The sequence below is a fragment of the Pseudomonas sp. MOIL14HWK12:I2 genome (genome assembly GCF_000510745.1).
Classification (GTDB): domain Bacteria; phylum Pseudomonadota; class Gammaproteobacteria; order Pseudomonadales; family Pseudomonadaceae; genus Chryseomonas; species Chryseomonas oryzihabitans.
In genome coordinates this window covers 478,946-489,531 of sequence record NZ_KI783314.1, presented here as the reverse complement: position 1 = coordinate 489,531, position 10,586 = coordinate 478,946, and the positions used below count along the sequence as shown (strand labels likewise).

The window sequence follows — 10,586 nt, the reverse complement described above, 5'->3', positions numbered from 1 at the left end:
GATAATCGCCGATCCTTGAAGCACAACACACAATAAAGACCGTCTCGCCAGCGCCGTACAGCGCCAGGCCATTCAGGTCCCACGAGGAACAGGCGTGAAACTCAGCGACATCGCCCAATTGGCCGGCGTATCCCTCACCACCGCCAGCTACGTCATCAACGGCAAGGCGGCGCAAAGGCGCATCAGCGCAGCCACCGTGGCGCGGGTCATGGCCGTGGTCGAAGCCCACGGCTACCAGCCCGACCAGCGCGCCGCCGGCCTGCGCCGCGGGGCCACCCACACCCTGGGCTTCCTGCTGCCGGATCTGGAAAACCCCAGCTACGCACGCCTGGCCAAGCAGCTGGAACGCCGGGCACGGGCGCGTGGCTATCAGTTGCTGATCGCCTGCACCGACGACAATCCCGACAGCGAACGCCAGCTCATCGCGCTGTTTCGCGCCCGCCGCTGCGACGGCCTGTTCACCGCCAGCAGCCTGGCCGAGGACGACGCCCCCTACCGCCAGCTGCAGGAACACAACATCCCGATCATCGCCATCGATCGCCAGCTCGATCCGGCGCAATTCTGCTCGGTGGTCAGCGACGACCACACCGCCGGCCGGCAACTGGCCGCCACCCTGCTGACGCCGGGCACCCACAGCATCGCCCTGATCGGCGCCCGCCCCGACCTCGCCATCAGCCGCGCCCGTGCCGCCGGCTTCGCCGCCGCCCTCGCCGATCACCCGGCGCGCCACTGGGAGCGGCATGCGCCCCACTACAGCCGGGAAGGCGGTCGCGCCCAGGCGCTGGCCATGATCGAGGAACTCGGCCACTGGCCCGAGGCGCTGCTGACCACCTCCTACGTCCTGTTGCAGGGCGTGCTGGACGTGCTGCGCGATCATCCGCTGGCCGAGGGCGATACCCTGCGCCTGGCCACCTTTGGCGATACCCAGTTGCTGGACTATCTGCCGTTCAAGGTCAACGCCATCTCCCAGCAGCACGAGGTCATCACCGAGCGCGCCCTGGAACTGATGCTGGACGCCCTGGAAAACGACCACTATCTGCCCGGTGTCCAAGCCATCCCGAGGGTCCTCAAACGCCGCCTGTCATGAGCCTGCTGATCGACACCCACAATCACCTGGACTATCCGGACTTCGACGCCGCGCGACCGGCGCTACTGGCCGAGTGCGCGCGCCTCGGGGTGGTCCGCCAGGTGCTGATCGGCGTCGAGCGCAGCCAATGGCCGCAACTCTGGCGGATCGCCACGGCCAATGCCGGCCTCCATGCGGCGCCCGGCCTGCATCCCCTGTACCTGCAGCGTCATCAGGAAGCCGATATCGAAGCGCTCCGGGCCTTCTGCCTGGAGCGCCGGAGCGATCCCCGCCTCTGCGCCCTGGGCGAGATCGGCCTGGACTATTTCATCGAAGCGCCCGACAAGGCGCGCCAGGCCTGGTTCTTCGAACAGCAGGTGCGCCTGGCCATGGAGCTGGAGTTGCCGGTGCTGCTGCACGTGCGCCGCGCCCATGCCGATGTGGTCAGGATCCTGAAGCGTCTCAAGCCACCCCGGGCCGGCATCGCCCATGCCTTTTCCGGCAGCTTCGAGGAAGCCCGCGAATACCTGCGCCTGGGTTTCAAGATCGGCCTGGGCGGCGCACCCACCTGGCCGCAGGCGAAGAGACTGCAGCGGGTACTGCCACAGTTGCCGCTGGAGGGCATCGTGCTGGAGACCGATGCGCCCGACATGCCGCCCGCCATGCATCCGGACGTGCGCAACAGCCCCACCCATCTGCCGGCCATCTGCGCGGCCCTGGCGCCACTCTGGCAGGTCTCGCCCGAGACCCTGGCCACCGTCACCACCCGCAATGCCTGCGCGGTGTTCGGCTGGGACGCCGCCGGCCTCGCCTAGTTCTCCTCGACCGCCAATTCGCCTTGCAGCCGCGCCCAGTCGAAGGCCGGACCGGGATCGGTCTTGCGCCCCGGGGCGATGTCGCTGTGGCCCTGGATACGTTCCGCGGTGATCGCCGGATAGGCGCGCTGCAGCGCCCGCGTCAGCCGCCCCAGGGCACGGTACTGGGCGTCGGTGTAGGCCAGGTCGTCCGTGCCTTCCAGTTCGATGCCCAGGGAGAAGTCGTTGCAGTTCTCGCGGCCGTCGAAGGACGAGACGCCGGCATGCCAGGCGCGCTGGGCGCAGGAGACGAACTGGGTCACCGTCCCGTCGCGCTCGATGAGAAAGTGCGCCGCCACCTTCAGCTCGGCGATCTCCGCAAAGAAGGGATGGGCCGAATGATCCAGGCAATTCTGGAAGAAGGCCTGGACGCAGCCGGTGCCGAATTGCCCGGGCGGCAAGCTGATGTTGTGGATCACCAGCAGGGACACTTCCGTCCCTGCCGGGCGTTCGTTGTGGTTGGGCGAAGGACACAGCCGCGCCTCGCGATACCAGCCATCGACGAACACCCCGTCCATCAGCGGGCCTTGGCCTTGAGCGCGTCGCGCAGCGCGCTGGCGTCGCTGAATTCCCGCTGACCGACGAAACGGCCATGGTCCAGGGTCACCCACAGCACCTTGTCGGCCGCGCCGGGAAAGCGCGGCACGATGCGCGATTCGCGGTCGAGCAGGACCCGGTAGCCGTACTTGCGCATGGCCGGCACGGCGAACATCCGGGTGATGGCCGCCGGCATGCTGCTGATGTCGGCGATGTAGGCCACCCGGGTGCCGTCGATATAGCTTGCCGGCTGATCGCGCATGGCTTCCTTGACCAGCCCCGAGCCGCTCATGCTGCGCGCCAGCAGCAGGACCTGCAGCTGGTCGTCGAAGGTATAGGGCTGGTCACGCTGATCGAGCAGGGTGAAGGGCGCCACTCGCTCACCCGGTTCGAGCGCCAGAGCGGTCAGGGGCAGCAGCAGACACGACAGCAACAACGCCAGAACTCCAGCGCGCATGGCATCCTCTCTTGAACGGTCTATCGAGGCCGCTATCCTGCCCTACCGCTCGGATTGGCACCACCATGGCGTCGAGGAGCCCCATGATCCCTCTCAAAGAACTGCTGGCCCAGGTTCCCCAGTCGGGCGAGGTGCGCTGGATCGGCGTGCGACCCAGCGCGCGCGCACCCATGGTCGAAATCGACGCGGTGGAGGCCCGGCGTGACGCCGGCCTGACCGGCGACCACGCCCGGCCCACCCCGCGCAACCAGCGCCAGGTCACCCTGATCCAGTGGGAACACCTGCCGGTGGTGGCCGCGCTGATCGGCAAGGCGGTCGCACCCGCCGACCTGCGCCGCAATCTGGCCATCGCCGGGATCAATCTGTTCAGCCTGAAGAATCGGCGCTTTCGCATCGGCCAGGCGGTGCTGGAGACCACCGGCTGGTGCCAGCCCTGCGCGCGCCTGGAAGAGCGCCTCGGGCCAGGGACCTTCCAGGCCATGCGCGGCCACGGCGGCCTCACGGCCCGGGTCCTGGAAAGCGGCATCATCCGCCTGGGCGATCGGCTGGAGGTCCTGGATTGACCCCAGTTTCCCTAGGGTCGAATGGCCGGGCCAGCCCGGTTAAACTAGCGCTACCTCTCGTCGCCGCAGACGTCCCTGCCAGAGCAGATGCAGGCCGCTTCCCTTGAATTTGACGACTTTTCGCCCATCTTCCTTGCTAGATGTCTCGATTCGCGCGCTTCGACGACCCCAGATTTTCACCAGCCCGGGACTGCGCCCGCACGCGGCGACGCGCCCGGTCCGGCTCACGCTTTCCTTCTCTATGAGTGCTCTCCATGACCCATCGCATCGTTATCGTCGGCGGCGGCGCCGGCGGCCTGGAACTGGCTACCCGCCTGGGCCGTAGCCTGGGCAAGCGCGACCAGGCGCAGATCGTGCTGATCGACGCCAATGCCACCCACCTGTGGAAACCGCTGCTGCACGAGGTGGCCGCCGGCTCGCTCAACTCCACCGAAGACGAACTGAGCTATGTCGCCCAGGCCAAGTGGAATCACTTCGAATTCCAGCTCGGACGCATGACCGGCCTGGATCGCGAGCGCCGCAAGGTGCAACTGGCCGCCATCGAGGACGACGGCGCCGTCCTGGTCCCGGAACGGGAGATCGGCTATGACTCCCTGGTACTGGCCATCGGCAGCACCACCAACGATTTCGGTACGCCGGGCGCCGCGGAAAACTGCATCTTCCTCGACACCCGGGCCCAGGCCGAGCGCTTCCACCGCAAGCTGCTGACCCACTACCTGCGTGCCCATGTCAGCGAGCAGCCGGGTGAATTCATCGAAGTGGCCATCGTCGGCGCCGGCGCCACCGGCGTGGAATTGGCGGCCGAATTGCGCAACGCCGCCGAAGAGCTGCAGGCCTACGGCATGGATCGCATCCGCCCCGAAGACCTGCGCATCACCCTGGTCGAAGCCGGTCCGCGCATCCTCCCGGCCCTGCCCGAGCGGATCGCCGGCCAGGCGCATCGCACCCTGGAAAAACTCGGCGTGCGGGTGCTGACCGGTTCGGCGGTCAAGGAAGTCCGCGCCGACGGCCTGCAGACCGCGGGTGAATTCGTCCCGGCCAGCCTCAAGGTCTGGGCCGCCGGCATCCGCGCACCGGCCTTTCTCAAGGACCTGGCGGGTCTCGAGACCAACCGCATCAACCAGCTGGTGGTCAACTCGACGCTGCAGACCACCCGCGACCCGAATGTCTTCGCCCTGGGCGACTGCGCGGCCTGCCCGCTGACCCCCGGCGATACCCGTACCGTGCCGCCGCGTGCCCAGTCCGCCCACCAGCAGGCCTCGCTGCTGGTGAAGACCTTCAAGGCACGCCTGGAAGGCAAGCCGCTACCCGACTACGTCTACAAGGACTACGGCTCGCTGATCTCGCTGTCGCGCTTCAGCGCGGTCGGCAATCTCATGGGCGGCGCCCTGGGCAGTCTGACCCTGGAAGGCTGGCTGGCGCGGACCTTCTATGTCTCGCTCTACCGGATGCACCAGGTGGCCCTCTATGGCCCGCTGCGCGCCCTGGCGCTGTTTGCCGGCGATCACCTGAGACGCAAGACCGAGCCGCGCCTCAAACTGCACTAGGCCCCTGGCCCAGGCATGAAAAAAGCCGTCCCGAGGGACGGCTTTTTTGTGTCGCAGCGATCTCAGGAAGGCGACTGGCCCCGCAGGTTGCCGATCACCGAGGTCATGGCCCGGTCGAACAGCAAGGCATCGTCCAGCAGCCGTACCCGGTCTTCCTGGTAATCCAGCGCCAGCTCCTCACGGGTGCGATCCAGCACCTTCATGCCGGTCCGATTGACGAACACCAGGCGGCCCATGGGCCGGATGACCGCGGCCAGCTTGCAGCGCAGCTTTTGCTCGACGTCCTGGATCTCGAGCCAGGCGCCTACCGAAAGGGCATCCACCCACTCCAGGGAGTCGTTGGTCAGCCCGGTGATCCGCTCACCCGGGCGTGGCAGCTCGAAGGGTTCCTCGGCAGCAGGCGAGGCAGGTGCCACGCTTGCGGTGTCTGCTGCCGCATCCGCCAGCTCGGGACGGGTCTGCTGAAAGGTCTGGACGTGCAGGGATTCGAGTTCGGTGAAGAATTCGGAGGTGGAGAAGGGATCGAAGGCCGCGCTGGCCAGGCCTTCCCGCAACGCCTTGAGCAGGCCGGGTACCATTTCCAGCAGACGCTGGCGAGACGCCACGTCGTGGTGCGGCTGGATGCTCCAGATCAGATCGTCCATGGTCTTGAGCGCTGCGCGCCATTCGCTGGAATCGTAGCCCTGCTTCAGGCAGGTCAGCAGCAGCACCTGGCTCCAGGCCTCGCGCAGGACGCGTTGCACGGCGGCCGGCAACGGGTGTTCCTGCAGGCGCTGACTCAGCACGTGCTCGACCTGCAAGCGGGCGATCTCGGCGCGAGCCCGACCTTCCTCGGCGTCGCGGGTGCGCTGTTCGAGCAACTCGCTGCGCCGCTGTTCGTCACTGACATAGGCCATGAAGTCGGCCAGCAGCTCGGCGAAGATCTCCGGATCGTCGACGAAATCGGACAGCAGGCGCTGCACGATCTGCTCGATCTTCTGGTACAGGCCGTCGCGTTGCAGATCGCTCTGCTCGCCCCAGCCCAGGGAGGCGGCGGCGATCTCGTTGAGCAGCCGCCGGGCCGGATGACTGCCACGGCTGAAAAAGGTCTTGTCGAGGACCGCGACCTTGAGCATGGGAATCTGCAGGCGGGCGATCAGCGCCTTGAGCGAATCCGGCAGGGTGAGGTCGTCGAGGATGAATTCGAACAGCATCGCCACCAGGTTGATGACGTCTTCGTCGACCTGCCCCACCACGCGCTTTCGACCCGAGCGCTCGCTGATGCGGCCCAGGGCCACCCCCAGTTGCGCCTTGAGATCATAGCCCTCCAGGGACTGGCCGGAAATCTGCTGCTGCAGGTGCGACAGCAGCCGCATGAGGTCGTAGCTAGTGATGGCCTGGCCATCACCGGTCGCGGCCCCCTCATCGACCGCCATGCCGCCACCCAGGGTGGCGCTGCCCGGCGTCCGCAGCTGGGCCAGGAGGCCCTGCAGGGTACCAAAGAGCTCCTGACCGTCGTCTTCGCTGTTGACGTGGGCCGGGGTGCGCCCGCTGTAGCCCTTGGCCGAGCGGCTCGGCACCTGCTGGGGGATGGCCTTGAGTTGGGGCAGTACGCCGGCGTCGACCAGCTGCCGATTGGATTCCGCGTACAGCTGACCCAGACCATTGAGCACGAAACGCTCGAACAGCTTGTAGATGATCAGCTTGACCTTGATGTCGGTGTCGAGATCGCGACAGGCTTCGACGAAGGCCTCGCACAGACGGCGCGGGCCCAGCGGATGGGTCGAGTCGTCCAGCTTGCTCGACAGCTGGGTATTGAATCTGATGGTCAGGTGGCTGATGGCCATGGCGTTGTTGCTGAGCGCCTTGGCCACCATGGTGTCCACGGCGACGCTCTCTTCCAGCGCATCGTTCTGCACCAGACTGAGGTCTTCATAGGAGACGCTGTCCAGGCGCATCTCCGGCTTGCTGCCGACCAGGTTGTTCAGCGCGGCGAAGCGCTCGAAATACTGCTGGAGAAAGCTGCGCTCGATACTCTTGCGGCGCAGACGCAGGTCGCGCATCGCTTCGAAATAGAGGCTCTGTTCCTGGTTGCTGCCGGCGCGATCGGCCATTTCAAACAGCGCATCGTCGGCGTTGTCGAACAGCTGCTGCAAGGAGGCGTTGAGTCGCTGAGCGGCGCGATCCCTGACCGGTAAAAGCACTGCAGGCAATCGGGAAGAGGACTCCCCGAGCGCCTTGAAATGAACTACGTTTACGTCGTTCTGCACCACCGCCTCCCACAACCGTTCTTGCGTTCGGCTGAATCGCGTTCCACTACAGGAGCATTGAACAACGTTGGCCGCCCTGGCCGCGAGGTGAAACGTTGTCGATGTGCCATTATTTGCTCTGCTAAGGCATCGACCAATCGGCATCTGCACAGTACATGACAGGGTTCACAAGGCACCTGTCTGTCAGCGCCTGCCCTTAGAATAACTCAACGTTGTCTATCTCAGATCGTCAACCTCCCCTAAAGTTGCCCGCGCGTCCGCCGCTACCCCTACCGGAGTCCGTTCATGTCCAGCGCCACCTCTGCCGATCTCGCCCAGGTCATCACCGAAAACGTCGCCGCTGCACTGCGCGAAGACGTCGGCAGTGGTGATCTCACGGCGGGTCTGATCCCCGCTCACCAGCAGGCCCGGGCGCGGATCATCACCCGCGAGGCCGCGGTAGTGGCGGGCACGGCCTGGGTCGACGAGGTGTTCCGGGTGCTGGATCCCGCAGTCGAGGTCCGCTGGCAGGTGGCCGACGGCGAGCGGGTCGCGCCCGACCAGGTGCTGTTCGAACTCCAGGGTCCCGCGCGCGCCCTGCTCACCGGCGAGCGCAGCGCCCTGAATTTCCTGCAGTTGCTGTCCGGCACCGCCACCCGCTGCCGCCACTATGCCGATCTGGTGCAGGACACCGCCGTCCGCTTGCTGGACACCCGCAAGACCCTGCCCGGCCTGCGCCGCGCCCAGAAATACGCGGTCACCTGCGGCGGCTGCTACAACCACCGCATCGGCCTGTTCGACGCCTTCCTGATCAAGGAAAACCACATTGCCGCCTGTGGCGGTATCGCCCAGGCCGTGGCCACCGCCCGGCAACTGGCGCCGGGGCGTCCGGTGGAGGTCGAGGTGGAAAATCTGCAGGAGCTGGAACAGGCCCTGAGCGCCGGCGCGGACATCGTCATGCTGGACGAGCTGAGCCTGGCCGACATGCGTACGGCGGTGGCCCTGACCGCCGGCCGGGCCAAGCTGGAAGCCTCGGGTGGCGTCAACCAGGACACCCTGCTCGGCATCGCCCAGACCGGTGTCGACTACATCTCCATCGGCACCCTGACCAAGGACGTCAAGGCCATCGACCTGTCCATGCGCGTCCTGGATCGAGTGGGATAGGCAAAGGACCTCGCGGCGGCTAGACTCCGCAGCCGCGCCCTTTGCGCAACGGCTTCGAGCGGTCCTGACGACCGCTCGCCTCTCGCGACACTCGAACAAGATCGAACCCGTGACCAAAGATCAACTTCGCGCTGAACTGGAACGCCAGGCCCAGCGCTATCAGGATGTCTACGGTGGCGAAATCGTCACCTACGCCGCTCAACCCAAGCCCGACCGCAAGCCCTGGAAGAAACGGCCGACCGTGCAGGACGAGGTGTTCGCCTCCGAAGTACGCAAGATCGCCGATCTCAAGGCCAAGACCAGCGCCGAGGCCACCGCTCAGGACGCCTGAGTCGAGTCCGTATCCCTGCTGTCCGGGGCGTCTTCTGCGACGTCCTCGTGCTCTTGCCGTGCCTGCAGTTGCTGCCAGAGCGCGGCGGCGGCACTGAAGTCGGCGCCGCCCTCTTCAGTCATGGCCTGCAGGTCATAGCGCGCCAGGCAGCCCTCGCCCAGGCGCGGTGGCGGCGCCGCGGCACCGGGCGCCGCCGCTGGCCGTTCGTGGTCAGTCGAAGATGACGGTCTTGTTGCCATGAACCATGACCCGCTCTTGCAGGTGGTATCTCAGGCCGCGCGACAGCACCATCTTCTCGACGTCCTTGCCCAGGCGCACCATGTCTTCGACGTTGTCCCGGTGGCTGACGCGTTCCACGTCCTGCTCAATGATTGGCCCGGCATCCAGCTCTTCGGTCACGTAGTGGCAGGTGGCGCCGATCAGCTTGACGCCGCGCTGCGCCGCCTGGTGATAGGGCTTGGCCCCGACAAAGGACGGCAGGAAGCTGTGGTGGATGTTGATCACCTGGTGGGCATAGCGCGCACAGAGATCCGGCGGCAGGATCTGCATGTAGCGCGCCAGGACCACGGTATCGGCCTGGTGCAGATCGATCAGCCGCGACACCTCGTCGAAGGCCGGCTGCTTGTTGGCGGGATCGACCGGCACATGGAAGAAGGGAATGCCGTGCCATTCGACCATGCTGCGCAGGGTGTCGTGGTTGGAGATGACGCAGGGGATCTCGCAATCCAGCTCGCCGCTGTGCCAGCGGTGCAACAGGTCGGCCAGGCAGTGGGATTCGCGACTGGCCATGAGCACCACGCGCTTGCGCTGGGCCGAATCGGTAATCCGCCATTGCATGGAGAATTCCCGTGCGATGGGTGCGAAGGCCTGACTGAAGCCGGCCAGATCGAAGGGCAGTGAATCGGCGCGGATCTCATGGCGCATGAAGAACCAGCCACTCTCCGTATCCGAATGGTGACTCGCTTCGGTAATCCAGCCGTTATAGGTCGCCAGGAAGTTGCTGACCTTGGCCACGATACCTACCCCGTCCGGACAGGCGATCACCAGACGAAACGTTTGCATAGCACAACCTCGAACGAAAAGGGGCTGCATTCTAGGCGCAGTCGCCGGCAGCGTCGAGCGGCGCAGGGCGCCATAGCGCGCGACTGTAGAGCCAGGGTAAAGACTTTGCAAAGGACAAGTAAGAACCGATAAGTTCCGCCAATGCCCTGTCGAAAGTTACGCGTATTCGACAACTTCGCTGTTGCGACGAAACGGGCTGCAATTATCGACCTGTCAGGCGGACAGTTTACTTATCCCGATAGCCAATCTATGATCGATGCAGACTTTCATCTCTGCATCACTCAGAACAAAGGCCGTTTATGTCGCTCATCAATGAATACCGCCAGACCGAAGAAGCCATCAAGGAATTGCAGGAGCGCCTGAAGTCGCTGCAAGAGGACGACAAACTCCAGCGCGAACTGGAATTCGAAAAGAAACTCCGCGCGTTGATGGGTGAGTATCAGAAGTCCCTGCGCGACATCATCGGCATTCTCGATACCGAAGCCAAGCCTGCCCGCCAGGCGCGCACTCCCAAGGCCAGCACTGGCAGTACGCCCAAGCGCGCGCGCAAAGTTAAGCAATACAAGAATCCGCACAATGGCGAAGTGATCGAAACCAAGGGTGGCAATCACAAGACGCTGAAAGAGTGGAAAGCCAAATGGGGTTCGGACGACGTCGAATCCTGGGCAACGCTGCTGGATTGATCAGAAGAACGCCGGCTAGCCGGCGTTCTTTTTGCCCGCCTGGCAGGCGTTTACCGCAGCCTGCCAGGCGCGGACCCAGGTTAGGCCTGGTGAC

Annotated in this window: 12 protein-coding genes; 7 read left to right on the top strand and 5 right to left on the bottom strand. The window is 65.5% G+C overall.

Features of this window, described 5'->3' with window-relative positions; genetic code table 11:
* The first annotated feature begins 94 nt into the window (after positions 1 to 94).
* Positions 95 to 1,087, top strand: coding sequence for a catabolite repressor/activator (gene cra, locus PSK12I2_RS0123400; RefSeq protein WP_027600295.1), 993 nt, complete (start codon positions 95 to 97; stop codon positions 1,085 to 1,087).
* Positions 1,084 to 1,881, top strand: a complete 798-nt coding sequence (locus PSK12I2_RS0123395; RefSeq protein ID WP_027600294.1) for a TatD family hydrolase — start codon at positions 1,084 to 1,086, stop codon at positions 1,879 to 1,881. Before cra ends, PSK12I2_RS0123395 begins: the two co-directional genes overlap by 4 nt.
* Here the strand turns inward: PSK12I2_RS0123395 and ampD are convergent.
* On the bottom strand, positions 1,878 to 2,438 hold the full coding sequence (ampD, locus tag PSK12I2_RS0123390) for a 1,6-anhydro-N-acetylmuramyl-L-alanine amidase AmpD (RefSeq protein ID WP_007162021.1): 561 nt from the start codon (positions 2,436 to 2,438) through the stop codon (positions 1,878 to 1,880). The genes PSK12I2_RS0123395 and ampD overlap by 4 nt on opposite strands.
* Positions 2,438 to 2,914 (bottom strand): hypothetical protein, encoded by a 477-nt coding sequence (locus PSK12I2_RS0123385; protein ID WP_027600292.1) that lies wholly within the window; start codon positions 2,912 to 2,914, stop codon positions 2,438 to 2,440. The genes ampD and PSK12I2_RS0123385 overlap by 1 nt, the downstream gene beginning before the upstream one ends.
* Positions 2,915 to 2,997: 83 nt before the next feature.
* Here PSK12I2_RS0123385 and PSK12I2_RS0123380 point away from each other — a divergent pair, with 83 nt between their 5' ends.
* Both PSK12I2_RS0123380 and PSK12I2_RS0123375 read left to right on the top strand, forming a co-directional pair.
* Entirely contained in the window at positions 2,998 to 3,477 is a 480-nt protein-coding gene (locus PSK12I2_RS0123380) for an MOSC domain-containing protein (RefSeq protein ID WP_027600291.1), read from the top strand.
* A gap of 254 nt (positions 3,478 to 3,731) precedes the next feature.
* On the top strand, positions 3,732 to 5,024 hold the full coding sequence (locus PSK12I2_RS0123375; RefSeq protein ID WP_027600290.1) for an NAD(P)/FAD-dependent oxidoreductase: 1,293 nt from the start codon (positions 3,732 to 3,734) through the stop codon (positions 5,022 to 5,024).
* Between the two features lie 62 nt (positions 5,025 to 5,086).
* Here the strand turns inward: PSK12I2_RS0123375 and PSK12I2_RS0123370 are convergent, their stop codons facing one another.
* Positions 5,087 to 7,273, bottom strand: coding sequence for a DUF1631 domain-containing protein (locus PSK12I2_RS0123370; RefSeq protein ID WP_027600289.1), 2,187 nt, complete (start codon positions 7,271 to 7,273; stop codon positions 5,087 to 5,089).
* A 285-nt stretch (positions 7,274 to 7,558) separates the two neighbouring features.
* Here PSK12I2_RS0123370 and nadC point away from each other — a divergent pair, with 285 nt between their 5' ends.
* Positions 7,559 to 8,416 carry a carboxylating nicotinate-nucleotide diphosphorylase gene (nadC, locus tag PSK12I2_RS0123365; RefSeq protein ID WP_027600288.1) on the top strand — a complete coding sequence of 286 codons (858 nt, stop codon included), beginning with the start codon at positions 7,559 to 7,561 and terminating at the stop codon, positions 8,414 to 8,416.
* 109 nt (positions 8,417 to 8,525) lie between these two features.
* The gene (locus PSK12I2_RS0123360; RefSeq protein ID WP_027600287.1) at positions 8,526 to 8,747 is read left to right on the top strand and encodes a hypothetical protein; all 222 of its coding nucleotides are present in this window, start codon (positions 8,526 to 8,528) and stop codon (positions 8,745 to 8,747) included.
* Here PSK12I2_RS0123360 and PSK12I2_RS24770 read toward each other — a convergent pair.
* Together PSK12I2_RS24770 and purU are read right to left on the bottom strand one after the other, a co-directional pair.
* Entirely contained in the window at positions 8,735 to 8,986 is a 252-nt protein-coding gene (locus PSK12I2_RS24770; protein WP_084222135.1) for a hypothetical protein, read from the bottom strand. The two genes, PSK12I2_RS0123360 and PSK12I2_RS24770, sit on opposite strands and share 13 nt — an antisense overlap.
* A complete protein-coding gene (gene purU, locus PSK12I2_RS0123350; protein ID WP_007162029.1) occupies positions 8,958 to 9,809 on the bottom strand; it encodes a formyltetrahydrofolate deformylase in 852 nt (283 codons plus the stop codon). Before purU ends, PSK12I2_RS24770 begins: the two co-directional genes overlap by 29 nt.
* A 299-nt stretch (positions 9,810 to 10,108) precedes the next feature.
* Here purU and mvaT point away from each other — a divergent pair, with 299 nt between their 5' ends.
* Positions 10,109 to 10,492 (top strand): histone-like nucleoid-structuring protein MvaT, encoded by a 384-nt coding sequence (gene mvaT, locus PSK12I2_RS0123345; RefSeq protein ID WP_027600286.1) that lies wholly within the window; start codon positions 10,109 to 10,111, stop codon positions 10,490 to 10,492.
* The last annotated feature ends 94 nt before the right edge of the window (positions 10,493 to 10,586 follow it).

Coding starts and splice junctions, on each gene's coding strand:
- PSK12I2_RS0123380 (WP_027600291.1), top strand. CDS start 2,998: ATGATCCCTCTCAAAGAACTGCTGGCCCAGGTTCCCCAGTCGGGCGAG.
- mvaT (WP_027600286.1), top strand. CDS start 10,109: ATGTCGCTCATCAATGAATACCGCCAGACCGAAGAAGCCATCAAGGAA.
- PSK12I2_RS0123395 (WP_027600294.1), top strand. CDS start 1,084: ATGAGCCTGCTGATCGACACCCACAATCACCTGGACTATCCGGACTTC.
- ampD (WP_007162021.1), bottom strand. CDS start 2,438: ATGGACGGGGTGTTCGTCGATGGCTGGTATCGCGAGGCGCGGCTGTGT.
- PSK12I2_RS0123385 (WP_027600292.1), bottom strand. CDS start 2,914: ATGCGCGCTGGAGTTCTGGCGTTGTTGCTGTCGTGTCTGCTGCTGCCC.
- nadC (WP_027600288.1), top strand. CDS start 7,559: ATGTCCAGCGCCACCTCTGCCGATCTCGCCCAGGTCATCACCGAAAAC.
- PSK12I2_RS24770 (WP_084222135.1), bottom strand. CDS start 8,986: ATGGCAACAAGACCGTCATCTTCGACTGACCACGAACGGCCAGCGGCG.
- purU (WP_007162029.1), bottom strand. CDS start 9,809: ATGCAAACGTTTCGTCTGGTGATCGCCTGTCCGGACGGGGTAGGTATC.
- PSK12I2_RS0123375 (WP_027600290.1), top strand. CDS start 3,732: ATGACCCATCGCATCGTTATCGTCGGCGGCGGCGCCGGCGGCCTGGAA.